Source organism: Pseudomonas sp. EA_65y_Pfl2_P78 (assembly GCF_963970495.1).
GTDB lineage: Bacteria > Pseudomonadota > Gammaproteobacteria > Pseudomonadales > Pseudomonadaceae > Aquipseudomonas > Aquipseudomonas baetica_A.
On the sequence record NZ_CAXAON010000026.1, the window covers coordinates 1 to 24,622 of the forward strand.

Consider the following 24,622-nt stretch of genomic DNA (forward strand, 5'->3'; position numbering starts at 1 on the left):
TACTTGGTCGACAACTGACAATTTAAAAGTCAGCGTGTAATCGCGCTGACTACGTTTTGCGCCCGTATCCATTGCACCCTCCTGATAAGAAGCCAGAAGGTGTAAACCTTATTCAGGACGAGACACCCGTCAAAGAAAAGCCCAACAGGCGCCAAACCGCCTCAAACCACCGCTTCGGAACTTGCCTACAGCCCTCGGGGAAGTCTTCCGAGCATTGCACTCGTATAGACCAAACCATCGCCCAATAAAAAGCCGCGCATTTAGCGCGGCTTTCAAATGTGGTGGGCCCACACGGACTTGAACCGTGGACCAAAGGATTATGAGCCCGAGTTGGAGTGCCGTAGTCATTGGCCAAACCCAGAAAAACCAGTAGTTTCAGAGTGATGCTGTGTATATGTGCAGTAATAAAATCTGCCTAAATTGGACGGCTGTTGGACGGAAGAAAAGTCGTCCACATCCGATGCAGTAACCCCCTTCTCCCTCACCGCCCGTCGTGTTTTGTGTATCTATGTGCGTTACGTGTAGACATCTCATACACGGGATGGCAGTATGGATCTTAGGGAATGTCCCCTAACTAGAAGCGTTAACAACAGAGGCTAAGCCATGAATCGTCTAACCAGCCGAGTAACGAAAATATGAAATCGATGAGGTAAACCAGACCTAAAAAACCGTGAAAACAAAGGAAAGACCATGACCAGATCTCTATTGCGTGCGGAGTCCGCTGCAGCAGAAAAAACAAAACCCGTCCCGATCAACATGCGGGTCGATTTTAGGAAACGAGACTTGATCGATGTGGCCGCTGCCATGTCGGGAAGTGACCGAACCAGCTTCATCCTGGATGCTGCTTGTAAAAAGGCAGAGGAAGTCATCCTTGATCAGCGCCTGTTCGTCCTTGCCGACGATGACTTCGACGCTTTTGAACAAGCCTTACAGAACAATCCCGTAAGGAGTAACAAATGCTTAGAGAAACTGCTGCAAAGGCCATCTCGCTGGAGTTGAGCGCTCCAGTAAAACTGACTGAAAACCACGATCTGGAAACGTTCGATTGTGGTGAGGACTCTATAAACGAGTACCTGAAGAAAAAAGCGATCAAGGCCCAGATCGCAAAGACTGCCACCGTGCTTGTCGTTTGCATCAAGAATTCGAATACCGTCGTCGGTTACTACACATTGTCGAACGGTACGATCATGCGGGCAGACGTCGTACCCAAAAAGGCGCAGCGCAACTCTCCCGACCAGCACCCGATAACGATTTTGGGGCGCATGGGGGTATGTAAGACGCTCCAAGGTACTGGACTGTCGCTCGATCTGATTCAGGATGCCGTTCTTCGCGCGCTTACTGCCTCTGAAGAAGTCGCTTCCACTGCACTCGTAGTGCACCCGCTGAATGAAAGCTTGGTGGGGCTTTATGAGAAAGCTGGATTTCTTCGCTGTCCACAGCTGTCCTCAATCACGATGATGCTTCCCTTCACCTGATTGATGGCACACAGAAACTGGCCGTGCGTCCTGCGGCCAGTTATCTCCTTCCTCCCCCGCTTCGTTTCTTGCCTGCTTTGGCGTAAGCCGATGTCAAAGCAGTGCTCCATGTCGAGTCAGAATTTGAAAATGTCCATTGTCGCGAAGATGCCCGTTCACGTTGGGTTACAGCCGCTTTAGTGACAATCTGGCCAGCTTCGAAATTGCCCCTAGCGTTGACATGCTGAGCGTGGAAAAACCATGCAAATCCCTTTTTTCAAGGCGCATGCCTAGTCGTTACGGGGGGAAGGAAGTTCATCGCTTAGGTGGAATCCAGCTGCCGCCCCGTAAGATTTTTTCAATCCTCTGCAAAATGTTGCACTCAGTGAAATGGGCGATGCCCTCACGCGCCCCAATGTAGGCGGGCTGTTTGGAGGCGTTTGCACTCCCAGTTCCTTTGCAAAAAAAAATGATGTGAAGCCCGTCGGCGGGAGGGGGATAAGTGCTTTTTTGATCGTTTTTTTCTTGCGACGAAAATTTTCGGCAAATAGCAAAAGCCTGTGTGTATTGTGTGTATTCGCCTTTGACATAGTTATTATGTGTGTGTACTATACACACCATTGGAGCAGAGGGAGGGACAGGATGCGAAGTAGAGAAGTTATCGAGCTGTTGGTGGCGGATGGATGGGAAGAGGTGGCAGTCAGAGGGAGCCATCATCAGTTCAAGCATCCAACAAAAGCGGGTCGGGTGACGGTTCCACACCCCAAGTCGGAAATTGCAAAAGGAACGCTACACAGCATTCTGAAAACCGCCGGTCTCAAATGAGCCGGCCCTCCCACCGAAAGCTCTACTGCGGGGCTTAGGTGGGAAGGATAAAAACTATAAAAGTAGTAATGGTCTCACGGGACTTTTTGCTGGGGCTATGCAGATGCAAATGACGGGCGCGCCGAGCGCTCGCAAGGGAGAAACAGAAAATGAAATTTCCAGTCGTAATACATAAAGACGCTGAATCTGACTATGGGGTGACTGTGCCCGACGTGCCTGGTTGCTTCTCAGCCGGTAGCACCTTTTCGGAAGCGCTTGAAAATGTAAACGAAGCACTGGCGCTGCACTTGGAAGGGATGGTTGCTGATGGAGACGATCTACCTCAAGGGAAAGAGGTAGATGCACACTTAGCCAATCCGGATTATGACGGTGGTGTCTGGGCGGTGGTTGACTTCGATCTGACCCCGTATCTGGGCAAGTCAGTCAGATTCAACGCGTCTCTACCAGAGAATCTTTTGCTCCGTATTGACGAGAAGGTGAACAAGGATCACCGCTACGCCTCACGGTCTGGATTTCTGGCAACAGCAGCGCTCCGTGAGCTTGCTGTCTGAACAGACCAAGCTGAACACCTCAAAGGCGCCATGTTGGCGCCTTTCTTGTTGGTGCGCCAGGCATGGCGCGTTGCGCGCAGGCGCAACCAGCTTGGCTGTGGTGGCCACGCTGGTGACTTGGAGGTGAAAGTCCTCTACACACCCGGCAAGGGGTGGTGTTAGCCAGAGGCAAGGGGGTCGCGGGTGACTGCGAATCTGAAGGAGGCCCGAGGCAAAATGCTGGCCTGACGAACAGGAAGCGGATGAGGCGGTGCAGCGGGGTAAGGTAGCCAAAATTGCCAAAGCCCAATACTTGCACGGAGCGCTGTGACGTAGATCCGACAGACATAAGCAGGAAGGTCGCGCGAATTACCCTGGGAGATCTGCCCGTTTGACGATCACGATTACTTTCATGTGACGTCATTCAGCGGCCGTCCGGAGGAAACCGGGCGTCGTCTGATGGGCATCGTCGATAACAATCTGCGCAACGTGGTTTCGAAGGTGCTGCGAGTAGGGCGGGGAACGAAGCTGGTTAACAAAACGAAGGTGTAAGCCTTAGTCGTTGCACGTTGCTGATACAAAAGGCGGGGGCCGAAGCCCCTGCCGATGTTTCAATTACTCTATTTGAAGAATGATTCTATACAGCCGAATTGACCAATACGCCGTTTGTAACAAACGAATTAGTTCTTCTGGAATGAAACGCTTAAGCGATCGGAACATGATTCATAACTCCCAGGTTAATTTCCGCATCGTTAGTGTTAACGATGCTTCAAGCAGCACTCAGGCAAAGCAGTCAGCAGACGTTGTTGGTTTATTAGTTCGTGTTTAACCGTAACTAATTATCCTTCTTACGAAAGTTTTTGCGGTTTTGTAAAATCCGCAGGGTTGACTGCTCCACCGGTACGCCATAACCTTTTGAATTGTCTAGAGTCAAAAGTTGTAAGGCGTCGAGTGCTGGGATCAATCTATCACAGGATTGAGCCTTGGAAACCACCCGTCGCGATTGTGGAAAGGCCCGGCCCCGCCCGGGCCTTTCTGCATTCTACGGCCGGCCGACATAGAAATCCCGCCGGCGGTGACATGGCAATAACCGCAAACCTCGACAGTTAGCGGGTTTTCCCCCGCCGGCATAAATGCGGCGGTGGCCACCGCCTACTAAGCGAATATGTGAGTTGTATTACGCTAGAGACGTACAGCGATCCGACGAACGGTCGCCGCCGGCGGAAGTATATTTCCCGGCCCGGGCGGAAGTTGTTGGCCGGCGGGGAAAGTTATCCACATTTGTCCCAGCACATCACGTTCGAATTGCTATTGCTAAATCACGCAGAACTCGCTTGTCAAAGAGTAACTGGAGATAACTTCGCCGCTAGTGCCGCCACTTTGGTTGCTCTTGTTGTGAAGCCAGTGGCATCGCTTGGACTGGGTGTTGGGCCTGGTAAATGAGTATGCGCCGCTAGTTGTACGTTCATCTCTTGCAGCAGGTCGAGTGTGTCGCACACCACTTGGAAAAGATTCACTCTTTCGGAACCGATCCAGTTTTTTGGCGCCTGCATCCGCTGGCTGACACCGGCCACGCTCTTGCGCAAGCCTTCAATCCGCTCCTGCATGTCCCCGCCTACTGTGGCGTTGTGCTTCTGCCCCACAACCAGATTCAGATCCCGGCCCGTAGCCTGGTGCAGATCGTCCACCGCCGCCAGGCTCGCGGATCCGCCCGACAGCAGCTTCAACGCGCCCAACGCCTCGATCTTTTTCACCCCACCCACGGACTCGGTCGAGTGGTCATCGATCGTCTGCGTGTGGCTCTGGAACTGCTCGCGGTTCTCCAGGGCTTCAACTTCACGCTCGATCGCCTGATCCCTGATCTTGCCATCGGTCTGGCGCAGCCAGTTGCCGTCAGCGTCGACGCGCTGCTGGGCGGCTTCGCTGTGCTGCCACACCTGATCACCTTTCGGCACCTTCGGCATGCTCAGCCCATGCGGCAAGATCGATTGAATGTAGGGCTTGTTCGGTAATCCGTAGGCGAAGCACACCACCACCCGCGTGCCTTCCTCCGGAAAGGCGTAAATGCCCATTTCCTCGCCACCGGTGGGCAACGGCAACGGAACACCGGTGAGCGGCAGCATGGCCGGATCCGGCTCATCGTCCGGGCCGAGTACGACAATGTCCACGGCGTAGCGCGGGCGGAAGTCGTCACAGAGTCCAGCGTCCGCCGGCGCGTCGGCCACGGCGGTAACCCGGGCGAAGCGCGGTAGGTGATAACCACCGGTGAGTTCGGGGAATTGGCGCTCTACAGCGCGGCGGATTGCGTCTTCCATCGGATGGCCATCTGGTCATTGGCAAGCGACACCGTGGTGACGCGCTCGCCGTTGTTGATCGTTGCACCTGGTCGCAACCCGGGAAGGGCCGCGACCATCGCGCTTTGGTTGCCCTGGTAGCCGTCGAACAGCTCCGTGGGGATTTGCAGCGGCGCCCGGGCGCCAAAAAAGCTGTCGGCCCAACCGCCGGCGAAGACTTCACCATTGCCCAACTGGTGCCAGGTGAAGTCGGGAATGCTGAATACCCGGGCCAGACTGTCCATCGCCTGGTAACCGGCGGCGAGGCTGTAGAAATACGGCGACTTCACGCTCGCATAAGGCCGATCGGGAACGCGAAAGCGCAGACCGGTTTGCTCGCTGACCTCGGCCAGCACCGCACGCAGATCCACATGACGCAGGTTAAGCGGCAGCGGGTTGGCCAGCACGGCAGCCAGCTCGCGGCAAAACAGAACCTGCTCGACCGCGTTCGCGGCGGTGCAGCGCTCGACGTAACCGATAAAGTGACGTTGCAGCGTGCCTTCGTTGTAGCCGATATCCAGCGTCACCAAACCTTTCAGCGGTACCGAAGATTGAACCGTGAAGTTCGCCCGGCCGGGACTGGTGGCGTCCAGCCGAACGTCTTCCTTGATCAGCGCGATCGGCGCGCCATTAATGGCCAACACCTTGTGCAGTTTCACGTCGGCTCACTCCCGCCCAGCCACTTGTCCACGCGGCCCAGCACCTTTTCGAAGCCGCTCAGCGCGGGGTTTTCATCGGTAGCCTCGCCATTGCCGGCAGTACCACCGCCCTCCCCGACAGGTCTGCCCGGGGCGCCTTGGGCGTTGACCTTGTTGCTGGCGCGCCGGCCTTCGACTTTTTCCGGATTCGATTCACGCTCGCTCAGCGTGAACTGCACCAGCCAGGCTTTCAGGTTGTCCGCTTCCCGGGCGCTGATACCGTCCGAAAACTCCACCTGGCGCACGCCGAAGGCCTCGGCCGTGTCGTTGACGATCCGATAAAGGTGAAGCTGACCACCGCTGGCCGTGGTTTCCGCCAGGCGCAGCAGATCCGTCAGTTGGGTTTTATCCACAAACGCAATCATCAGCGAAACGGTCAGCGTCTTGGGCTTGAAGCCCTTGTGGGCCTTGTCGGTGTTGCTGGTCTGGCCGGACATGTCGCCGCTTTCGATACGCAGGTTGGCGGTGACCTTGAGGTTCTTCCCTTGGACTTTTTGCCCGTCGAGTAGCAGCGTCATAGGCCCACCAGCTCCTGTACGAAGCTCAACCCCTGCTTGCTGCCCACCAGGAGCAGCCCGGCGCACTGAATCCATTCGTGGCCCGGGGCATCGCCGGCCAGCAGCTCGTGGCGCAGTTCGCCGGCGTTGCCCGGGCCGATCAGCCGTGCGCGCATGCTGACGTCAGGATTTCCCCCAGCCAGCAGTGCTTTCAGGTCAGCCAATTGCTGATCCCGCCCTTGTTGCTGGGCGCTCTTGCGCGCTGCCAGCGCAGCCAGATCGGCCAACGGCGAACTGTCGGCGGCGTAGCCCTCCAGCACTGCCAATTGGCCCGCCATGGATTGCTTGGCGGCTTTGACCACGGTGCAGCGCTCCAGCGGCAAACCCTGCCAGCGCGGCAAAGGGCCGGCGCCGGGGATCTCCCACTTTTCACTTTCCAGTTTCATCAGGTGTTGCGCCCGGCGTTCGGTGCGTACCAGGTCAGGAATCGGCAGCAACGCATTGAACCGCGCCAAGCTGCTGGCGAGCTGCTCCAGCCGTGTGCCCAGGAACAAGATCGACAGCGCGTATTGCGGCCCGGTCGGGCGCCCGCTGTCGCTGGCGTCCTCCAGCTTGTTGGCGAGATGTTCCAGCACGTTCGGCGCGGACAGAAAGCGCTGGTAGCCGGTGCCCTGGCCGACCCCACTTTGGAACGGCGTCACCACCAGACAGGCCGGCACCTGACCCAACTGGTCGGCCAGCGCTGCGCGTCCGGCCGCGATCGCGCCTTTGGCCGCGTCACCGACCGGCCCTGGGCTGGTGTTGGCCAACCCGCTCAGTCCTGCCAGGCGCTGGGCGGTGCTGACCAGCTCGCCGCCGGCCAGATCCTTGGCCGCTGACAGCCCGCCCATCCATTGCGTGGACTGCTCTGGCCAGCGCATGGTCACCGGTGCCCAGGTCATGCCGGCGGCGTCCAGGTGATGGCTTTCATTGCCTTGAGGTCTTTGTCTTTCAGCGCTTTTGCGACGGCTTGGCGCAGTGTCTCCGCGTGCTGTTGGGCGGCTTGGCGGAAGCGCACCAGGTCGTGGCTGACTTTCTGCAACTGGGCGATCGTGTGCGGCAGGAAAGTCATTACCTGATGAGCGTCATAACATGGATAAACATCGTCCATACCCAGCAACACTTGGCCATTCAAGTTCACCAGGTCATCGATAGCACTGCTGTAGCGGTAAGACTCGCCCAAGGCGCTGGAATTGAAGCCGCCGGCGATGTAGGCCGCGCAGTCGGTCGCGATCACTTGCAGTTTCTTGTCCTGGAGCGCGGCCAACACGGTATCGATGTCATCGATCCATTCACCGTTCTTCCAGATCTGATTCGCCTTGGGTTTCTTCATGGTGTAGCCCGCCGGCACGGATTCGAAGCCTTCCAGCGTGCGCGCCTCACCGGTGGCGATGCTGTACACCACCGCGCCGCCGAAGTAGTCCACCAGTTGCCAGTCTTGGCCATTCCACCAGGCGGCTTTTTGCTCAGGGATCGCCGGCGGCGGGATCTCGATGCACCCGCCGGGGATCATGTAAACGCCGGGTTCCAGCGGCGATTCGTCAGCCTTCACGGCACCAATGAAAATGCCGAGGCGGTCGGTCTGATAGACGAGTTTGTCAGTCATGCTCGATCTCAATACTTAATGCAGAAAAGTAGGGCCATGTTTTTCGGCCGGGTTTCGGTACCGCCAGCGGCGGCTACAGTGACGCCGTGGGTGTGGGCGCCGCCGGCACCAATGCCAACGTTGTGCGCGTGGTTACCGGCAGCATCCATCCCGATGTTGTGAGCGTGCTGTCCGGCCCAAGAGGTTTCGTGCGCACCAGCGGCCTGTTGAACGGAATTGATTCCTCCGGCGCCTTGACCAATACCTGGCGAGCTTGGAGCAGAGTGGTTATGCGCGCCTTGGGCATCAGTCCATGCGCGGTGAGCGTGGTTGCCTTGCGCATCCGTCCAAGCGGTGTGGCCGTGGTCACCGACCGCTGCGGCCGAGGCCGTGTGCCCGTGAGCGTGGATCATCATGTCCTGAAAGGTGCCGAACACCCGCGCAGGATCAAGGCCGCGCCCGTCGTCCAGCCCCCGAAGAAACAAGCCTCGCAGATCCGGCAGACCGAACGTCGTGGAGCCATCACCCTCGCCGAACACGACACCGATGCGCGCAAACAGACCCGCGAACGCGGTGCGCGACACCACGGCGCCGTTGCACTTGAGCCAGCCCGGCGGCGCCGCGTTCATCGCGAACGCTGAAACCATGCCTGTCAGCGAGTCGCCGACCTGTTTTTGCAGCTTGTTCAGGGCAGCGGTCGACGCCACGATCTGACTGCTGTTTGTCGTTGGGTCGTCGCTGATTGCGTTGGGGAGGTTGCCCAACCCGACGTCTTGTTTGGTCGTGCCCCGGGCGCGCAGAGTCGCGTAATCACCATCACGCGCCGCGAAGTGTTGAACGAGTGGCCCAGCGATTGGCTCGGGCAGGCGTTCGTCCCAGAACGCCATTGGCGGTGTGTAGTGGGCGATCCGCACGCAGTAATGGCGAACGCCGGCGGCGTCGGTGTAGTCGGCTTGTTCGCCATAGACGACTTTCCACGTCGCAACCCGATCGTTTGACTGCCGTTCCAGGCAGACGTCGAGAGTGATTTTCCCTTCGGGAATCACACCGTTGATCGGCAGAGGCTTCGCCAGAAAAACCCGGATGCCTTCGATGTAGGCGGTACCCGGGTTTAGCTGGAATCCATCAGCGGTCTTTGCAAAAGCCAGCGAGTCACCGAAAAAGCAGGCGCGCCCATACACGTCGCGGTTACTCAGGCGCTCGCGCTCATCGATGCCGGCAAGGCGCACCGTAAAGTCATGCTGCCAGGTGCTGGCATCGACCGTGACACCCGTCAGTTGCATGGCACCGTCAAAGGCCACCAGAAAGTTTCGCGTGACGTTGTTGCCGATCTGCTGGGGCGGGATGTTCTTGCGCTTTTGTTGCAGCGGCACGTAGGACACAGCGAACAGCAGGCCGTCCGCGTCCTCAAGGCCCACCCAGTTAAAGTCCCAATCGCCGATGTCCGACCCCAACTGGGCGCTGTAGACGATCTGGTTGGGGTTCACAAAGCCGGCGTTTTCTTTCGGGATGTCGTAGACGTGAACAATCTGCCCTGCGGGCGGCTTGCCGGCGGCGCGATCCACCGGTACGTCCGGATCTAACAAGGGCACATTGGCAAAGATGAACTTGCTGATGATCAGCGGCTTTTTCTGGCTGTGCTTGAGGGCGATCTGGCCTTCACCGGCCAAGGTAATACTGGCGCTCACGGTGCGCTCCTACAGGCTGGCGACCAGCGTTTGCTGGTCGTCGTTAAAGTCGATCAGGGCCATTTGCAGCCCCATGGGAGTGATGGTCACGAAGTCATAGCGCCGGCAGGTGCGGCCGTATTGCTGGATCAGTACGCGCAACAGCTCTGGATTCAGTGACAACTGAGAGTTGCTGAATTTGAGTAACACGACGTCCCAATCCCGATCGGGCTGGCGTTCCTCGATCTCGACGTAACCCACGCCGAGGCGCTCGAAAATGCGTTTCATGCCGGCGGTACTGCCGGCGTCGACGGAGTTGATAAAGGCGTATTTCACACGCAGCCGGAACAGGGATTCCGGTTCACCTTGAAAGCGCGTCACGTCGCGCTGCCAGGCCCACAGTTCAAGGATGCTCATGTGGCAGGTGTCGGGATCGATCTGCGAATAGGGCCAGCGCAGCCAACCGGTGACGGTTTCCCACCACGCCTGTGCAGCGCTGACCAGCTTTGAAAGCTCGGAGCCTTCAAGCCAGAACGGCAATTTGAGCTTGATCACTGCATGGTCACCGACAAGGTTTGTAGGCGAGGGATCGACAGACCGTTCACCAAATCCACGATGGGCGTGATCTTCACCGCCTCAATACTTGGGAACTGCTCGTGCAGTTCTGTCACCAGACGGCTTTTGCTGAATCGCGATTGTGGGTAAGTCAGTGTGGGCTGGTAGTCGCGGGGCGTGCTCTCGCGAAAAGCAGCACGGACAAAGAATTCCACGTCCTGTTTCAGGGCGGTGTTTTGCTCCGGCGTCTGGTTGGGAAAGGGCCATATGGTCAAGAAGATGTTGTACGCAAGTTCTGGCATGGCCATCGCCAGCAGATCATCACCATGTCCGTGATTGCCCTGGTCACGAATGTGCGCGTTGATCTGCTCCAGATAGCTGTCCGCCGGCACGCCTGCATCAAACAGCACATAGGCGTTCGCACTGCCCGGCCCACGCGGTGCGCCGTGTTCGAAATAGACGCCATCCGGACGCACGCCCGGGAAGGCTGAAATCATGGCGCGATACACCGCGTCGGTGTGCCACTGGTTGACCGCCGAGAACTGGTTGCGCACGCGCAAACGCAGTTGGTCGTTCGGCTCCGGATCTGCGCCTGGTGACTCCAGCCAACCGTCCTTGTTCACCACCTGGACAATGCCGGGAATGGGCACGGGCAGGATGGCGTAGTAACCCGGGGCGAGGTTGAAGCCACTGCCGGACTCGACCGCCTCCACCGGCACGTCCAGTTGCAACTGGCCCGCTACGAACGTCGCCGGCGCCGTGGTAATCAGTTTGTAGACGTTGCCGTTGATGGCGGCCGACTGCACCACAATGCCTTTTTCCAGCTCCAGAACGCCGTCCGGCAAAGCGCGGGTAAACAGCAAGGTGCCACGGGCTTTGGTGGCGCCCTTGCGCTCGACATTGACCGCCCATGCGAGCATGTCCAGCCAGGCGTCCACCGCCGTTTTCACAAAGAAGTTCGGCAGCACCGTCAGACACAGAAAATCCAGCAGCCACAACACTGGCTTGGTCACCAGTGCGGTCATCACCCGCCAGAACGGGGAATAACTGCTGGTGTTGGCCACCTTGGCGCCCTGGGCTTCCACTTCCTTTTCCCACGCAGCCTTCAACCCGGCCTCGGTGGTCGGGATGCCAGCGTCGGCAATCACCTTTTTAAAATCGACCTGGCTCACAGACTTACCTCAATCGAACCGAATTTCAGGGTTTTTGCAGTGACCAGGTACACACCTGGCTCCTGCTGGGTGATGCGTGCCGTACCGGGCACCAGGCGTTGGTCGTCCTCCACCAACAGTTCCAGTTGCTGGATGCAGTCGCGTTGGCGCAGCCGATCGCGCTCAGCCACCAACGTCACCAGCAGCCCGCTGTCGCGGATCATGTGCGCGATGTCCTGGGCGATGCAGGCACGGTCATCGATGAGGCGCGGCTGATGCGACGGATCCAGCGCCAGGTCGTTGTTGATGATCAGCAGGTCTATGTACTCGCTCACCCACCCACCCCCATTGCGAGCATGTTTTCCAGCTCCAGCGGGTTCATCGGTTTGGCGGTTTGAATATTCACGTTCTCCACATGCGTGCCCTTGTTCTGGCTGCTGTTGTTGTTCTGAATGCTCGTCAACAGGCCACCGGGCGGCACCGCTGAAGGGCGCGCCGGCGAAAGGCTGGGGATTGCCGCGTTGATGGTCTGCTGGGCTTTTTGCGCGGCGTTGGCGGTGTCGGCGGCATTGGTCGCCGCGTCGACGCCGGGCACTTCGGGCATGCCGCCAAGACGCGCCTCGATGTTCACGCCGGGGATGTTGTTCATCAGCTCGATCAGGCTGTTGATGGCCTTCTGAAAAACACTGACGATGCTGTCCCACGCGGTCTTGACCATGCCTGACCATCCGCCTACGGAGCTGAACCAGTCGGACAGCTTCTGGAATTGCGCGGCGACGAACTGGAACGCCGCCGTGTTCATCAGGGCAGACGTCCATTCGTCCCAGTAGTAAATCGCGACGGCAACGATCGCCACCAGGACAGCGATCCCCATCACGATGACGCCGATCGGGTTGGCCGTTAGGGCAAAGTTGACCAGCCAGATGGCGCCCTGCCACAGCAACATCGCGCCGCGAATAATGCGCAGTGCGGCGCTCAGCGTGTAGATCACGGCGACGTAAGTCAGCATCGCCAGCTTCTGCAAAATGAAGGTCGCGGCAATTCGAAGGTTAAGCAGCCGGACAACTTTCCAGACTGTCACCAGACTCAGCCAGGCCATCTTCGAGACGCCCACCACCACGGTCAGCAACGACAGAGCGCCGACAATCACCATGATGGTCAGCGTGGTGATACCGATCACCCGCGTAATGTTTGGGAACAGCGTCGACCAGCGCACCAGGGTTTTGCCGATATCCACCATCTTGTTCATAAACGGGGTCAGTACCGGGATCAGCACCTGGCCAAACACCACACGCATGACCTCGACCAGGGACGCCCATTGCTGCCATGGGTCGACCATTTGCTGGGCCATCTTCTCGGCGTTCTCCAGCCCACGCACATTGCCCAACTGCGCGATGCCGTTGCGCAGTCGATCCGTATCCTTGGCCAGCGCGCCAATCACCTGCGCACCTTCACCACCAAACGCCTCCACCAGCTTGGCTCCGGTCGAGGCGGTGGTTAGATCACCGAACTTGCCCTGGAGCTTGTCCAGGATGGTCATCATCGGCAGGAGCTTGCCCTGCTGGTCGGTGAACTGCATGCCCAGCTTTTCCGAGGCGGCGCCGATGTTCTCGAAAAACGCCTTGTAGCGTCCGCCGGCGTCGCCGCCTTCCATGGTGCTGCTCAGGGTGCCGATCACCGCCATCTGTTCGGCCAGATCCACGCCGGAGGTCGTAGCGATCGCGCCGGCCTCCTTGAAGGCGTCTTTCATCGCCGCGCCGCTGGTGCGGAACAACTGCACCGCCAGCGCGGTTTGCCCGCCGAGTTTTTCCACCCACGCGCCTTTGCCCATCGCATCGGCTTGGGACTTTTGCAGGTTGTAGAGCGTGCCGACGTATTCGCCCATGGTTTCGGCGTCGGATTTGGTGGCCTTGGCCAGCAGGTTGCTGGTGTTGGTAAAGACGGCGAGCTGGTTGCCGGCAAGCCCCTTGATAGCGCCCTCGATCAGGTACGCCGAGGCCACAAAGTCCTTGGCGTTCTCGCCGTAGTTCACCGCGAACTGCAACGACTTGGCATTGAGCGCAGACAACGCATCCTCGGCCACGCCCAGCGATCGCACGTCGCCCAGGGCGCGATTGACCTCCAATGCTGGTTCCATGGAAGCGCGAATCCCGACCACGGCTGCCGTCACGCCGGCCATGCCCAAACCGATCGTTTTGATGTGCTTTTCGCTCTGCTCGGCAAGGTCGGAAAAACCCATTTTCACCTTGCCCAGGGGGCCGGTGACCTTGTCCTGCAAGCTGAGAATGAAAGCCAGGCTGGCGCTACGGTCTGCCAAAGTCGTTACCCGTTCAGCGCAAGGGCGATGCCGTTAGCCACGGCAAACTCCATGCGTCTCCAGTGTTCGTCCTCCAGCCACCTGGCCGTTCCCATCGCCTCGGGCGTGGGTTCGACTCCAGGTAGCCAGCGGTTCGTCAGGGCCATGAGCTGGCCCAGTCCGTTTTCGCTTAGGCGCTCAGCGTGCTCGAGCGCTTTTTTACGATCACCTCAACGTTGGGTGCGTATTCCTCCAGCAGCGCGCCGGCGATCTGCATCACCATCACCGGGTTGGCCAGCAGCGGTTTGAGCGTGGCTTTTTCGTCCTGCTTGACGGTGGTCATCAGCAGGTTGTTGCCCGGTGCGACCTTGTTGGTTTGGGTCAGTGCGTTGAAGTATTTGGTGACGTCCGCCGGGGTCAGGTTGAAGGTGAATTCCTGCTCGCCGACTTCCAGGGTGATTTCGGTGTTCTGTTGGCTCATGGGGTTGTTCTCTTGTTGAGGTTGGAAAAAGTGGTGTCCTGGTGTGCCGGGGATCGCCGGCATACGCCACGGACGTATTGCTGGAGTCCGAGAATCATTTGCCGGCTTAGGGCGAGCTGATCTCGGAGGGTGAAATAATCCGGTCGAGCGTCTGCTGCGAGTTCGGCGCGTCCTGCATCAGCCACGCGGGCGGTGCCGGTGGTGGCGGGCACAGATCCGGCGGCGGGACAGTTGGCCCGGACGTACAACCGGCCAGTGCCATTGCCAACAGCGCGGCGCAGGCGCTTGTTTTCAGTGAGCGCATCGTTCAATTCCTTGGTGTTTCGTTGGTCGATCGCATCGCGCTCCGCGAGCATCTCGCCGGTGATGCGGGCCGCTTCGCGCAGGCCATTCACTTCCCATTGCGCGCTGTCGCGCTCGCGCCTGGCGTCGTCGCGCTGATCGGTCACCCGATCAAACGCCACCCACAACAACAGGGCGAACAGCAGCACGAACGGCGCCAGGCGCAACGGGGAAAGGCTCATCGCAGGCACAGCTCCACTTCAGCCAGCCGGCGGTTGTGCAAACCTTGAACGAAGCGCTTGCGGCCCTGGGCGTCAGTCACATAAGCCCACACCGGTGTCTTGCCGTCCGGAGCCCAGGCCAACGCTTTGCAGCCGTCAGTGATGCGTCCGGCGTTGATCAACGCCACCGCCCGACTGGCGCAGGTGCTGGGCACGCCAACGTTGTGGCCATGGCTGGTCAAAGCGTCGAAAGTGTTCTGGCGCACGTCCGGGTTGGTGATGCAGTCGGCGAGCTGTAATTGCCCTTTGCTGATTACCAACTGCTCCACCTCGGCACACCGCTCGGGCGACCAGTAATCACCGACCACCACCGGAAACGGGCTGGTGTGTCGGGTGATGCCTTTGCACACGGTCGGCAGACCACGGGCCAAGTTGTCGGCATAAACAGTGTTCTGGCCGTTGCCTTCCCAAGTGCCCAGGAACGCCACCAAAGAGGCGCTGGCCAAGGTCACGGCGCCGGCCTGAATCTTTCCGCGCAGGCTCATGGGAACCACACCCGCAACAGCGCCGGCACCGCCATTTGCAGCACGGCACCAACCAGCGTGAGGATGGTCAGCAAGCGACCGACCTTCGCGCCAATGTCGTTTACCGCGACCGTCAAATTCTGCTGGCCGGCGTTGAGTTCTGACAGTTGCCCCGCCATGTGTTCGAACCCCTGTTCCAACTTGGTCACGCGGGTCGGCACAGTTTCGTGGCGGTCTTCCAGCTCGCCCAGCCGGTGTTCGAATACGGCGAACTTCTGCTCCAGCGATCCGAGACGTGAGGCTTCAGTCGTCATCAGCGTTTACTCCGCTCTGAAACTGATTCGCAAGGTGTGCAGCGGAGTATTCCGCCCAAGGCTCGGCGTTGTTCGGGGATTGGTTTTTCGCAGTCCAGGCAGTGGATGCGGCTCGGCCCCGAGGGGCGCGGCCGCGCCAGTTGCGCCTTTATGGCCTGCTCACGCTCCAGCAGCTCCAACTTCGCGGCCTTTTCGAACCAATCCCCCATCAGCGCAGCCCCTCGATCTCGGTAGCGTCGAGGTACGGAACGCCATTGATGTGGATAAAGTCCGGACTGGTGACGTCGAACGGCACCTTGTGCTTGGTCTTCTCGCCGCCTTTCGGATCGATCGACAGCAGGCTGGAAATTTTCACCTTGCAGCCGAACGCCTCTACGCGCAGTTCCTCGTCTTCGCCGGCCTTGGCGAAGAACACCGCGTCAAAAGGCTTGAGCTTGCGAAAGCTCCCCGCCGATCGCGCCGCATCGATCAGTAACTGAAGGTTGGAGCTGTCCAGCTCCAGTTCGCCGGCAGCGGCCACGTCGCCCTCCACGTAGCCGTCAGGCACGCCCCGGGTTTGGGCCACGGCCGAGTTGTCGGTGATGTCCAGGGTGCAGCTCTCGACGTGCAGCGACAGATCGCCCAGGCTCACGTCGAAGTTCTTGCCGCCAATTTTTGCCATGGGGCGTTACTCCGTTTTGTCAGTGGAAAGATCCAGGGCAATGTTCGCCGTGAGGTCTTTCGGGCAGTTGAGGGGTTTGAGCTTGATGTAGGCCGCGACCTTGGTTTTGCTCAGCCATTCCAGTACCAGGTCGCCGTCTTTCGGCGGCTCGATATCGCCGGGGAACACCTCGCCGTTGAACTTGATCGACTTGGCCATGGCACGCAGTGGCGCCATCAGTTGGTTGGTGTTCACCGCCATGCTGTTGGGCGTGTTGTTCAAGCGACGATCGGCAACGCGGCGGATCAGCAGCGGGCGGATCTGGCGAGCGGCCTTGTCGGTGATGCGCAGGTATTCCACGACCTGAAAGTCACTGCCCGGGGTGTCCAGCATGTTGCAGTCACCCCAATACACGCCCGGATAGTCCGGATAGGTCTGCGACACGGAAAACCGCGCTCGATCCAGTTCACTGCGCACAGCGGACGGCAGCGGAATCAGCTCGCTATCGACGGGCACCTGGCCCAGTCCCAGCACCGGGCCAGTGGCGACCCGCATCGGGCTGTCAGCGATGCTCACCGCCGAATTGGCCAAGCGGCCGGCCAACACACCCAAGTCGTTACCGTGCAGTTGCGGTACCGGTGAAACGCGCGGCGCAGTGAGTCCCGCCACCAAAGCCTTTTGCTCGGTGAGGTATTGCGCCCAGGTCTGGTCGACGGTGATGCCGGCGGTGCTTGCGAGAAAGAAAACACGGCGCCCGTAGGTGTTGTTCAGGGCAACAGCGGCGTCATGCATGGCCGACAGTTCGTCTGCCTTCGTGACAGGCTTGGTGACTATCACCGCCTCTACCGACACGCCCTGTTGCTGGGTTTTCTGCAACGCGGTGGCCCAGTCGCCTTCGGCACCGATCGGGGCGGCAAGACAGGCCCAGCGCTGGCCGCCGTTTTGGCGTGCGGCCGTGATTTGGGTTTTCAGGTCGCTGGCTGGAATGCCCAGGGCGGCGTCCAGGTCGCTGTCGGTGTTCAACGGGATGAACTGGCCGACGTTCTTGGCGGCGGGGCCGATGAAAAGAAAGTAACGCTCAACCTCAGTCACGGCACCCTGGCCTAGATTGAGATTGTCGACGGTGACTTGACCGAGTGCCATGCAGTGCCTCGTTAGCGGGGTGAAGTTAGGATTTGTTGGAAGACCTGGTTAACCAGCTCGCGGGTTTCGTTGCTGGTGGCCACGCCGAGGAACTGACGTTTTGGCAGGGTGATGTCCCAGCTTTGCGCGCCGGATGTCTCGGTTTTCTCGCCATTCAAAATACGAATCAGCAGACCGGCCTTGGCGTAGTTCACATGCTGTTGAATCCACGCCACGGACGGCCGCGCCGGCTTCTTTTTGCCCTTCTGCCGAACGCTGAATCCCAGACGGCGCAGGCGTTTCGCCTGTTTTTCCGTGCAGGCGATACCCGGCGCAACGGCGTTCCAGCGCTTCATTTGGGCAGCGGTACGCCGCTCAGTGACGCCGTTGTGTTGCTGCGTGGCGACCCAGCGAGTCAGGGCGTTTTTCCAGCCCAGTTCGGCCTCGTCGGCACTGACCCGCGTGACTTGCAGCAGCTTGGCCAGACCGGCTTCCATCTTTTTCTTGCCCTTGGCCGATCCCTTGCGTTCGGCGAACGGCGAGCCGTCGACGTTCTGCTGAGCGCGTTGACGCTTGCGACTCATCGATCGCACGCGCTTGGTCACGTTGTTCAGCAGACGCCGGCGCAGCTTGGGCGGCAGCTCCAGCAGTGCCAGTTGAGCGTCGACGTTGAGTAAGCCCCTGACATCGAGGTCGCACGGATTAGCGCTCACCGGTGGCCACCTCGCCACGCTCGGCAACCCAGAGGTCAAACGGGAGGAACGCCCAGCGTTTGCCGAAGGCCTCGACCTCACCGCCCGGCTCTTCGGCCAGATATTGCGGCTCGACGAATTCCAGGGTGATTTCCACGTCGAACAGGTCGTTGTCCAACGGCTCAACCGCGAACTCCGGCGCCGGTAATTCGTACCGATCGCGATCGGTGTCGTGGTTCTCCAGCCAACTGCCCACCAGGGCCATCAGCCGCGCAGGATGGTCGGCGAATCGCTCCAGGATGATCGCGGCGCGATAGTGCATGTCGGCAAAGTGCATGCCGGCGACGTCGGGTTTCCAGATCAGCGAGAGCTTCACCTGCTCGGTGAAACTATCGAGTTGTTCAGGCTGGACTAGGCGACGTTCGCGCAGGTACGCGGTTAGACCTTGCAGCTTGATCACAGCAACACCGCCGTGATGCGGCCACGGCCTTGTAGCACCCGGACGGCCTGCTGGCTGAACGCCAAAAAGGTTTCGCCGCGCTCGGGCAATTCCTTGCCGATGTTTTCAGCGCTTTCGCGACGGTTCACGGTCGCGAACTGGGTGAGCAAGCTGGCCTTGGCGCGGCAATACACGGCGCGCTTGTACGTCGCTGCGTGAAATGTGCGCTCAGGTAGCACCGTGGTGTCCGCAGATTCCACTGTGGTGACACCAACGTTCTGCCATTGGCTTTTACGCTTGGCCAGGTCGCGGTTGACCTCAATCATCGCGGTGTTCAAATCAGTGACCAGCATCTCGACCAGGTACTCCGCCGGCAGGCGGTAACCCTTCTGGAACTCGGACACGGAGAGGTTCGGCCAGAAGCCGTCGTTCTCAATCGCCTGTTCCACAAAGGTGGTGGGGTTCCCGGAAAAGCTCATTGCTAGCCACTCAAATAGGGGCGGGAAAACTGTTTCAGTGGGTCAGGGCCATAAATGGTTGGCTCACATCCACAGTTTCTCGCCGGGGGGGGGGGTAGTCGGTTATTCGGCGGCTTTGGTGGCCAGTTCTTTTGCCAGCGCTTTACGAGCGCCTTCCAGGCGTGTGCCCACGCCGGCGGCGGGGTGCAACTCAGTGGCACGTTCAAAGTGGGTGATGGCTTTCGCCCATTCCTTGGCGTCGAGCGCACGGATGCCGATCAACTTGTGGTACTTGGCCGGGATCTGTTCGGTCAGATCCCATTCACCATCCACGAAGGGCAGCATGTTGCTCAGGTACGGCTCGGGGTTGCGACCGCACTTCTGCTCGTTTTCGGCCCACTCAATCACCGCATCGCCAACGAAGGTTGGGATGTCACGCTTGAAACGCTCAGGCATGGGTTGCCCTTGCCCGATGGCGAACATTGCTACTTCAAGGCCCAATTCGAACTGCTCGGTGTCGAACAGCCAGACCATGACTTGCACCAGCACCGAGTTCGGGTGGTTCAGCCCGGAATCGCGGTAGCGCTCGACGTAATCCATGTATTTGGGTAGCAGTTCGTCGCGTTTGAGCTGCTGGCGGCTGGCGAGGTTGTTCATCTCGCTGAGACGTTCCAGATCGATCGCCAGCGCGCCTTCCATCAGCTTGAGGTGCTTTTGCGCATTGGCTGGACTGGCCAGGGCAGTGCTGGAGCTGTAAGGCTCGACCGTTGCCACTGCCGCCGGGCCTAGCGCGAGAACACGCCGTTTGTGGGCCAGGGCAATGCTCACGGCAGCAGCTCCAGGTTGCCGGCTTCGATGGCCGCGAATTTTTCCAGTTGCTCGATCACGTAGCCCTCGTTGCGGCCGTTGTAATCTTCGACACGGGAGCGTTTCGGGTTCTCGATCAGGTGACGGCGCCAACTGCTGTCCTGGAAGTACAGCGAGAGGTTGTCCCAACTGGTGACCACTAGGCCCGTGGCTGGAAAGTGAGGGATCAGGAAGGACGGCAAGCCGCCATAGGTGGCGATCACCTGGGCACCTTCAATCCGTTCCTTCTCGGTCGGGGTGTCACCTTGCTTGGCGTACAGCTTGCCCTTGTCGTTGGCCAACAGGTCGCTGCCGATGATGGCGATCAGATCGCCGGCATCACGGAACACCGGATCAATCATCTGTTTGACGTCATGCACCAAGGCGTCAAGGTTGGCGTAGTCGCCGCCCGCGCCGAGGGTGATTTTGCCGGCGGCTTTGCCTTCCTTGAGTACCTGGGCAGGGATCTGTTCGCGGGCGATTTGCAGCCAACCCTTGTTCACATCTTCAAGCATTGGGTGCGCGACGATGTCGGTCTGCGGAGCCGCGTGGGTGCCGTGCCAGCCAATCATGATTCGATCAAGGGCGATCTGGCGTTGCACGGCCGCGCTGTAGCGATCGGCAAAGTCGGGGAACTTGGCCCAACTGTCGATCTTGGCGAAAGACAGCCCTACATCGGACTCGGTGTGAAACAGCTCATAGTCCAGGCCCGACAGATCGCTGAAATCCTTGGCTTCACGGTCGGTCGTTTTGGTGTTGGTGCGGCTGGACACTGGCCCAGTCACGCCGATCATCACCTTTTGACCCTTGATTTCGCTGACCGGAACCACGTTGATGCGACTCAGAAAGTCGGATTTCTCGGTGATTTTGTCGTTCAGTTCCTGGGCAATTGCGGGTTCAACGGCGAACTGGCGAGACGCGTCCTGGACGTTGTAGGTCTCGGCCAGATCGTCCTGCATCAGAGCGAACTGCTCTTGGGCGTTGCTGCTCAGCGTGGCCATTTACACGACTCTCCGCTTTTGGCTGTGAGTCGCGCCGGTGGAGCGCGGCACTTGGCGACCTTTCGGGGTGTTGAGCAGCGTGTTGAATTTTTTGTCCAGGTTGGCAATCGCAGTGGCCAACGCGGTGGTGGTCGAAGCGCCTTTACGGCGGCGGGAGAATTCGCGCTCTTCTTCGGCGGTGTCGAGAATGTCCTGAACGGAGGTTTCGACGCTATCGATCGGTTCCTGCTCAACCACTACGTCAGCGGTCACAGGCTCGATCAGGGTTTGAATGCCGGCAGAGACGAGCAGCAACTGTTCGACCAGTGCCGCCAGCGCTTTGGCTGTAGCTTCATCCATTGGGGGTTTGCTCTCTGTTTGGGGTTGCGAAGGTGCTGCGGGGGATTCTTCAAGGCCTAAGCGCTTGAACAGGCTGGTGAACAGTGCAGTCAACTTGCCCAGCTCGCCTTTGGGCTCAGCCTCTATCAGGGGGCCAAGCTCGACCGGGGCGGCGAAGTACGCGGCCTTACTGGTCTTATGGGAAAAGTAGAGTTCCTGAGTGCCCAGGCTGGCCGGGGAGTCAGTGACGGCCAGGCCGGTCAGGTAGGCTTTGCCGGTGTTCGCGAAGTTCGGGGTAATCTCGATGCTGGTAAACAGCTTTTCGCCCTGGTCGTTCAGCGACAGCAACTTGTCATTGGGCTTGAGTTGCGCCTCCAGGGCGATTTGCCCCGGCTCCAGATCTTCACCCTCTTCAACCAGGCGCACGGCGTAAACGGTGCCGTGGGAGCCCATCCAGCGTTCGTGTTCGCTCCAGATAACGGCCGTGTACTTCGACGGTTTGTAGGTCTCGGCGGCGTCACGCAGTTCCTGGGGAAGGATCTCGCGACCATCGGCGGTGGTGCCGCTGGTGGCGACACGTTTCCATAACGAAACAAGGGAACGGGGCATGGGCGTTAACTGCGCTCAGTCGGTGGTTTGAGCCGCCACGATAGGGAGCGAGCAGCGCCCAAACAAACGCTTTGCTTTTGCGTTCCTCCTATTTTCACGATCTAGGAGGATGGCGGAATTTAACCCCGCGTTTTACGTGTTTTCGCCGCATAGACTGCGGCCCATGCTCTATTCAATCGAAGTCAAAGAAGCCGCCAAACGCCTCTATCTGCGCCGCTGCAAGCCGCGAGAGATTCAGGCACAACTCAAGCTGCCGAACATCCGCATCGTTTATTACTGGATCGCTAAGGGCGGCTGGGACGAGATGCTGTCGGACGAGGAACCGCTGACGGCGGTGGGTCGGCGAATCACCCTTATCCTGGAGAAAGCAGCCACCCTGACCAAAGGCGAACTGGACGAACTGGACAGGCTCACGACCGTTCGCGATCGGCTATTGAAGCAGTCCGCCAAACCGTTGCCGGCAACGATCACTGATGCGCCATCGGACAACCCGGGAGAACGGCAGGGACAGCGCGGTGAACGCCGCGAGCGAGGCGACAAGGGCGGCAAGAAGCGCGAGAAGAAAGTAAAAAACGACGTCAGCGGGCTGACTGAGGTGGACTTCCTCGACAAGTTCATCAGCAAGATGTACGGCTACCAAAAGGAGCTGTTCGCGGCCAAACAGAATCCGTTGACTTGCCGAATTCGGAACATCCTCAAGAGCCGCCAGGTGGGCCTGACCTACTACTTCGCCGGCGAAGCGTTTATGGACGCGGTGCTAACAGGCGACAACCAGATTTTCCTGTCGGCCAGCCGTGCCCAGTCTGAGATTTTCCGCAGTTACATCATCGCGTTCGCACAAGAGTGGTTCGGCCTGGAGCTGACCGGCAACCCGATTGTGCTGAGCAAAGACGGCAAACCATGGGCCGAACTGCGTTTTCTCAGCACCAACAGCAGCACCGCCCAGGGTCACCATGGCCACGTCTACGTTGACGAATATTTCTGGATTCGCGATTTCGAAAAACTGAATACCGTCGCCAGTGCCATGGCCACCCACAAGAAGTGGCGCAAGACCTACTTTTCAACGCCCAGTGCTGTATCGCACCAGGCTTACCCGTTCTGGACGGGTGAGAAATTCCGCAACAGCAAACGCAAAAACGCCAAGAACCCGTGGCCTAGCGAGACACAGGCGGCGATGGGCTCGCTGTGCCCAGACGGGCAATGGCGCAAGGTCATCACCATCCTGGACGCCATTGCTGGCGGTTGCGATCTATTCGACCTTGAGCAGTTGCAACTGGAGTACGACGAGGACAAGTTTGAGCAACTGTTCATGTGCAAATTCATCGACAGCACCATGAGCGCGTTCTCCCTATCCGACTTGGAGCGCTGCTACTCCGACTTGTCGCTTTGGGCCGACTACGACCCCGACGATCCGCGCCCCTTCGGCAACAGCCCTGTGTGGATCGGCTACGACCCCAGCCGTACCCGGGACGATGCCAGTTGCGTGGTCGTTGCACCGCCACTGGAGCCTGGCGCCAAGTTCAGGATTCTGGAAAAGCACAGTTGGCGGGGGCAGTCGTTCAAGTACCAGGCGGAGCAGGTCAAGAAACTCACCGAGCGGTTCAACGTGCAACACATCGGCATCGATACCACCGGCATCGGCTACGGCGTGTTTGACCTGGTGCGCGATTTCTACCCGCGTGCGACCTCGATTCACTACAGCCTCGAAACGAAAAACACCCTGGTACTCAAAGCCCAAGACACTATTCAGGGCAGTCGGATCGAATGGGATGCCGGCTGGAACGACATCGCTCAGGCCTTCCTGACGATCAAGCGCGGCACCACAGGCGGTGGCCAAGTCACCTACAGCGCATCGCGTACCGACGCCTCGGGTCACGCCGATATCGCTTGGGCGATCATGCATGCCCTGGCCCACGAACCCCTCAATACCAACAAGCAGCGGCGTAGCCGCTACTCAATGACTGGATCAGCAAACAATGGCGCGAAAAAAACGACAGCAAACACCGGCAGCCGCAGCCCCCGGGCGAGCACGGATGTTTTCATTCGGCGCACCCGAACAGGTACTGAGCGAAAACATCGGGCAGTACCTGGGCGTGTTCGCCACGCACGACGGCCGGATCTACACGCCGCCGGTGTCGCGCCAGGGGCTGGCCAAACTGCTGCGCGCCAACGCACACCACGGCGCCATTCCCGGGTTCAAGCGCAACCTGTTGCTGCGTGAGTTCATCCCGTCGGAGGGCTGTTCGATCACGACCATGGGCCGTGCTGGGCTCGACTTTATGGTGTTCGGCGAGGCGTATTTCCTGCGTAACCGCAACGCCTTCGGGCAGGTGCTTGAGATGGAGCACCTGCCGACGATCAACATGCGGGTCAAGGTGGACGGTGGTTTTGTGATGCTGCTACCGGACGGCAAAGAAGTGGAGTTCGACCAGGACGAAATCGAACACGTCATGAATTACGACGTGGAACAGAACATCTACGGCGTGCCTGATTACCTGGGCGGCATGCAAGCGCTGCTGCTTAACGAGGCCGCGACCCTGTTCCGCCGGCGCTACTACAGCAACGGCGCCCACGCGGGCTACATCTTCTACACCAACGACCCGAACCTGAGCGAAGACGACGAGGACGAGCTGAGGGCGCAGATCACCGCGAGCAAGGGTGTGGGTAACTTCCGCTCGATGTTCGTCAACATCCCGGGCGGCGATAAGGAGGCGATCCAGATCATTCCCGTGGGGGATTTCCAGGCGAAAGACGAGCTGGAGAAGGTGAAGAACATCACCCGTAACGACGTGATTGCCGCGTGGCGGATGAACCCCGCGCTGGCCGGGATCATCCCGGAGAACAGCGGAGGGTTCGGCGACATTGAAAAGATTGATCGGGTTTACACCAACAACGAGATTCGACCGATCTGTCAGTTGTTCGACCAGTTGAATGATTCACTGCGGCCTGATCGGCGTATCGGATGGCGTGAACCTGTTGACTCAGGCGCAGCGGTTTGAAGTTGCTTCACGTAGAATAGTGTACGTACGTACACCATCGGGGAGG

Annotated in this window: 30 protein-coding genes; 6 read left to right on the forward strand and 24 right to left on the reverse strand. The window is 59.3% G+C overall.

The window, feature by feature from the left end:
- Positions 1-690 precede the first annotated feature (690 nt).
- The 4 genes from AACY02_RS18860 (at position 691) to AACY02_RS18875 (ending at position 2,830) form a co-directional block, all read left to right on the forward strand.
- Positions 691-999, forward strand: a complete 309-nt coding sequence (locus AACY02_RS18860) for a type II toxin-antitoxin system TacA family antitoxin (RefSeq protein ID WP_339433255.1) — start codon at positions 691-693, stop codon at positions 997-999.
- Entirely contained in the window at positions 957-1,475 is a 519-nt protein-coding gene (locus tag AACY02_RS18865) for a hypothetical protein (protein WP_339433256.1), read from the forward strand. The genes AACY02_RS18860 and AACY02_RS18865 overlap by 43 nt, the downstream gene beginning before the upstream one ends.
- A gap of 621 nt (positions 1,476-2,096) precedes the next feature.
- Positions 2,097-2,279 carry a type II toxin-antitoxin system HicA family toxin gene (locus tag AACY02_RS18870; RefSeq protein WP_339433257.1) on the forward strand — a complete coding sequence of 61 codons (183 nt, stop codon included), beginning with the start codon at positions 2,097-2,099 and terminating at the stop codon, positions 2,277-2,279.
- 149 nt (positions 2,280-2,428) lie between these two features.
- The gene (locus AACY02_RS18875; RefSeq protein WP_339433258.1) at positions 2,429-2,830 is read left to right on the forward strand and encodes a type II toxin-antitoxin system HicB family antitoxin; all 402 of its coding nucleotides are present in this window, start codon (positions 2,429-2,431) and stop codon (positions 2,828-2,830) included.
- 1,316 nt (positions 2,831-4,146) lie between these two features.
- On the opposite strand, the gene AACY02_RS18880 is transcribed toward AACY02_RS18875, so the two are convergent.
- From AACY02_RS18880 to AACY02_RS18990, 24 genes are all read right to left on the reverse strand, one after another.
- The gene (locus AACY02_RS18880; RefSeq protein ID WP_339433259.1) at positions 4,147-5,124 is read right to left on the reverse strand and encodes a hypothetical protein; all 978 of its coding nucleotides are present in this window, start codon (positions 5,122-5,124) and stop codon (positions 4,147-4,149) included.
- The gene (locus AACY02_RS18885; RefSeq protein ID WP_339433260.1) at positions 5,097-5,801 is read right to left on the reverse strand and encodes a hypothetical protein; all 705 of its coding nucleotides are present in this window, start codon (positions 5,799-5,801) and stop codon (positions 5,097-5,099) included. The genes AACY02_RS18880 and AACY02_RS18885 overlap by 28 nt, the downstream gene beginning before the upstream one ends.
- Positions 5,798-6,358: a baseplate complex protein gene (locus AACY02_RS18890; RefSeq protein WP_339433261.1), complete on the reverse strand. Its 561-nt coding sequence runs from the start codon at positions 6,356-6,358 to the stop codon at positions 5,798-5,800. Before AACY02_RS18890 ends, AACY02_RS18885 begins: the two co-directional genes overlap by 4 nt.
- Complete coding sequence (locus AACY02_RS18895) at positions 6,355-7,278, reverse strand: hypothetical protein (RefSeq protein WP_339433262.1); 924 nt, start codon at positions 7,276-7,278, stop codon at positions 6,355-6,357. Before AACY02_RS18895 ends, AACY02_RS18890 begins: the two co-directional genes overlap by 4 nt.
- Entirely contained in the window at positions 7,275-7,982 is a 708-nt protein-coding gene (locus tag AACY02_RS18900) for a DUF4376 domain-containing protein (protein ID WP_339433263.1), read from the reverse strand. The genes AACY02_RS18895 and AACY02_RS18900 overlap by 4 nt, the downstream gene beginning before the upstream one ends.
- An 8-nt stretch (positions 7,983-7,990) precedes the next feature.
- On the reverse strand, positions 7,991-9,649 hold the full coding sequence (locus AACY02_RS18905; protein WP_339433264.1) for a phage tail-collar fiber domain-containing protein: 1,659 nt from the start codon (positions 9,647-9,649) through the stop codon (positions 7,991-7,993).
- A 9-nt stretch (positions 9,650-9,658) separates the two neighbouring features.
- On the reverse strand, positions 9,659-10,183 hold the full coding sequence (locus tag AACY02_RS18910) for a phage tail protein (protein ID WP_339433265.1): 525 nt from the start codon (positions 10,181-10,183) through the stop codon (positions 9,659-9,661).
- Complete coding sequence (locus AACY02_RS18915) at positions 10,180-11,355, reverse strand: baseplate J/gp47 family protein (RefSeq protein ID WP_339433266.1); 1,176 nt, start codon at positions 11,353-11,355, stop codon at positions 10,180-10,182. The genes AACY02_RS18910 and AACY02_RS18915 overlap by 4 nt, the downstream gene beginning before the upstream one ends.
- The gene (locus AACY02_RS18920; RefSeq protein ID WP_339433267.1) at positions 11,352-11,669 is read right to left on the reverse strand and encodes a DUF2590 family protein; all 318 of its coding nucleotides are present in this window, start codon (positions 11,667-11,669) and stop codon (positions 11,352-11,354) included. Before AACY02_RS18920 ends, AACY02_RS18915 begins: the two co-directional genes overlap by 4 nt.
- Entirely contained in the window at positions 11,666-13,651 is a 1,986-nt protein-coding gene (locus tag AACY02_RS18925) for a phage tail tape measure protein (protein WP_339433268.1), read from the reverse strand. The genes AACY02_RS18920 and AACY02_RS18925 overlap by 4 nt, the downstream gene beginning before the upstream one ends.
- 5 nt (positions 13,652-13,656) lie before the next feature.
- Positions 13,657-13,797 carry a DUF6890 family protein gene (locus tag AACY02_RS26075; protein ID WP_445261945.1) on the reverse strand — a complete coding sequence of 47 codons (141 nt, stop codon included), beginning with the start codon at positions 13,795-13,797 and terminating at the stop codon, positions 13,657-13,659.
- 23 nt (positions 13,798-13,820) lie between these two features.
- Entirely contained in the window at positions 13,821-14,111 is a 291-nt protein-coding gene (locus tag AACY02_RS18930) for a putative phage tail assembly chaperone (RefSeq protein WP_339433269.1), read from the reverse strand.
- Positions 14,108-14,635 (reverse strand): lysis protein, encoded by a 528-nt coding sequence (locus AACY02_RS18935; RefSeq protein WP_339433270.1) that lies wholly within the window; start codon positions 14,633-14,635, stop codon positions 14,108-14,110. The genes AACY02_RS18930 and AACY02_RS18935 overlap by 4 nt, the downstream gene beginning before the upstream one ends.
- Positions 14,632-15,159: a lysozyme gene (locus AACY02_RS18940; RefSeq protein ID WP_339433271.1), complete on the reverse strand. Its 528-nt coding sequence runs from the start codon at positions 15,157-15,159 to the stop codon at positions 14,632-14,634. Before AACY02_RS18940 ends, AACY02_RS18935 begins: the two co-directional genes overlap by 4 nt.
- Positions 15,156-15,452, reverse strand: a complete 297-nt coding sequence (locus AACY02_RS18945; RefSeq protein WP_339433272.1) for a hypothetical protein — start codon at positions 15,450-15,452, stop codon at positions 15,156-15,158. The genes AACY02_RS18940 and AACY02_RS18945 overlap by 4 nt, the downstream gene beginning before the upstream one ends.
- Complete coding sequence (locus tag AACY02_RS18950) at positions 15,452-15,661, reverse strand: TraR/DksA C4-type zinc finger protein (protein ID WP_339433273.1); 210 nt, start codon at positions 15,659-15,661, stop codon at positions 15,452-15,454. Before AACY02_RS18950 ends, AACY02_RS18945 begins: the two co-directional genes overlap by 1 nt.
- Complete coding sequence (locus tag AACY02_RS18955; RefSeq protein WP_339433274.1) at positions 15,661-16,113, reverse strand: phage protein; 453 nt, start codon at positions 16,111-16,113, stop codon at positions 15,661-15,663. The genes AACY02_RS18950 and AACY02_RS18955 overlap by 1 nt, the downstream gene beginning before the upstream one ends.
- 6 nt (positions 16,114-16,119) lie before the next feature.
- Entirely contained in the window at positions 16,120-17,235 is a 1,116-nt protein-coding gene (locus AACY02_RS18960; RefSeq protein ID WP_339433276.1) for a DUF2586 domain-containing protein, read from the reverse strand.
- An 11-nt stretch (positions 17,236-17,246) separates the two neighbouring features.
- Complete coding sequence (locus AACY02_RS18965; protein WP_339433277.1) at positions 17,247-17,927, reverse strand: virion morphogenesis protein; 681 nt, start codon at positions 17,925-17,927, stop codon at positions 17,247-17,249.
- Positions 17,917-18,366 (reverse strand): phage tail protein, encoded by a 450-nt coding sequence (locus tag AACY02_RS18970; RefSeq protein ID WP_339433278.1) that lies wholly within the window; start codon positions 18,364-18,366, stop codon positions 17,917-17,919. The genes AACY02_RS18965 and AACY02_RS18970 overlap by 11 nt, the downstream gene beginning before the upstream one ends.
- A complete protein-coding gene (locus tag AACY02_RS18975; RefSeq protein WP_339433279.1) occupies positions 18,363-18,824 on the reverse strand; it encodes a head completion/stabilization protein in 462 nt (153 codons plus the stop codon). The genes AACY02_RS18970 and AACY02_RS18975 overlap by 4 nt, the downstream gene beginning before the upstream one ends.
- A gap of 102 nt (positions 18,825-18,926) precedes the next feature.
- A complete protein-coding gene (gene gpM / locus AACY02_RS18980; protein ID WP_339433280.1) occupies positions 18,927-19,631 on the reverse strand; it encodes a phage terminase small subunit in 705 nt (234 codons plus the stop codon).
- A complete protein-coding gene (locus AACY02_RS18985) occupies positions 19,628-20,650 on the reverse strand; it encodes a phage major capsid protein, P2 family (protein WP_339433281.1) in 1,023 nt (340 codons plus the stop codon). The genes gpM and AACY02_RS18985 overlap by 4 nt, the downstream gene beginning before the upstream one ends.
- On the reverse strand, positions 20,651-21,577 hold the full coding sequence (locus AACY02_RS18990; protein ID WP_339433282.1) for a GPO family capsid scaffolding protein: 927 nt from the start codon (positions 21,575-21,577) through the stop codon (positions 20,651-20,653).
- Between the two features lie 163 nt (positions 21,578-21,740).
- On the opposite strand from AACY02_RS18990, the gene AACY02_RS18995 reads away from it, so the two are divergent.
- Positions 21,741-23,798: a terminase large subunit domain-containing protein gene (locus AACY02_RS18995; protein ID WP_339433283.1), complete on the forward strand. Its 2,058-nt coding sequence runs from the start codon at positions 21,741-21,743 to the stop codon at positions 23,796-23,798.
- Positions 23,710-24,576: a phage portal protein gene (locus tag AACY02_RS19000; RefSeq protein ID WP_339433334.1), complete on the forward strand. Its 867-nt coding sequence runs from the start codon at positions 23,710-23,712 to the stop codon at positions 24,574-24,576. Before AACY02_RS18995 ends, AACY02_RS19000 begins: the two co-directional genes overlap by 89 nt.
- Positions 24,577-24,622: the final 46 nt, after the last annotated feature.

Excerpts from the sequence above, each read along its gene's own strand:
- AACY02_RS18935 (WP_339433270.1), bottom strand. The coding sequence starts at position 14,635 with ATGAGCCTTTCCCCGTTGCGCCTGGCGCCGTTCGTGCTGCTGTTCGCC.
- AACY02_RS18940 (WP_339433271.1), bottom strand. The coding sequence starts at position 15,159 with ATGAGCCTGCGCGGAAAGATTCAGGCCGGCGCCGTGACCTTGGCCAGC.
- AACY02_RS18945 (WP_339433272.1), bottom strand. The coding sequence starts at position 15,452 with ATGACGACTGAAGCCTCACGTCTCGGATCGCTGGAGCAGAAGTTCGCC.
- AACY02_RS18880 (WP_339433259.1), bottom strand. The coding sequence starts at position 5,124 with ATGGAAGACGCAATCCGCCGCGCTGTAGAGCGCCAATTCCCCGAACTC.
- AACY02_RS18860 (WP_339433255.1), top strand. The coding sequence starts at position 691 with ATGACCAGATCTCTATTGCGTGCGGAGTCCGCTGCAGCAGAAAAAACA.
- AACY02_RS26075 (WP_445261945.1), bottom strand. The coding sequence starts at position 13,797 with ATGGCCCTGACGAACCGCTGGCTACCTGGAGTCGAACCCACGCCCGAG.
- AACY02_RS18875 (WP_339433258.1), top strand. The coding sequence starts at position 2,429 with ATGAAATTTCCAGTCGTAATACATAAAGACGCTGAATCTGACTATGGG.
- AACY02_RS18900 (WP_339433263.1), bottom strand. The coding sequence starts at position 7,982 with ATGACTGACAAACTCGTCTATCAGACCGACCGCCTCGGCATTTTCATT.
- AACY02_RS18895 (WP_339433262.1), bottom strand. The coding sequence starts at position 7,278 with ATGACCTGGGCACCGGTGACCATGCGCTGGCCAGAGCAGTCCACGCAA.
- AACY02_RS18990 (WP_339433282.1), bottom strand. The coding sequence starts at position 21,577 with ATGCCCCGTTCCCTTGTTTCGTTATGGAAACGTGTCGCCACCAGCGGC.
- AACY02_RS18975 (WP_339433279.1), bottom strand. The coding sequence starts at position 18,824 with ATGAGCTTTTCCGGGAACCCCACCACCTTTGTGGAACAGGCGATTGAG.
- AACY02_RS18955 (WP_339433274.1), bottom strand. The coding sequence starts at position 16,113 with ATGGCAAAAATTGGCGGCAAGAACTTCGACGTGAGCCTGGGCGATCTG.
- AACY02_RS18960 (WP_339433276.1), bottom strand. The coding sequence starts at position 17,235 with ATGGCACTCGGTCAAGTCACCGTCGACAATCTCAATCTAGGCCAGGGT.
- AACY02_RS18890 (WP_339433261.1), bottom strand. The coding sequence starts at position 6,358 with ATGACGCTGCTACTCGACGGGCAAAAAGTCCAAGGGAAGAACCTCAAG.
- AACY02_RS18870 (WP_339433257.1), top strand. The coding sequence starts at position 2,097 with ATGCGAAGTAGAGAAGTTATCGAGCTGTTGGTGGCGGATGGATGGGAA.
- AACY02_RS18995 (WP_339433283.1), top strand. The coding sequence starts at position 21,741 with ATGCTCTATTCAATCGAAGTCAAAGAAGCCGCCAAACGCCTCTATCTG.
- AACY02_RS18865 (WP_339433256.1), top strand. The coding sequence starts at position 957 with ATGCTTAGAGAAACTGCTGCAAAGGCCATCTCGCTGGAGTTGAGCGCT.
- AACY02_RS18985 (WP_339433281.1), bottom strand. The coding sequence starts at position 20,650 with ATGGCCACGCTGAGCAGCAACGCCCAAGAGCAGTTCGCTCTGATGCAG.
- AACY02_RS18950 (WP_339433273.1), bottom strand. The coding sequence starts at position 15,661 with ATGGGGGATTGGTTCGAAAAGGCCGCGAAGTTGGAGCTGCTGGAGCGT.
- AACY02_RS18930 (WP_339433269.1), bottom strand. The coding sequence starts at position 14,111 with ATGAGCCAACAGAACACCGAAATCACCCTGGAAGTCGGCGAGCAGGAA.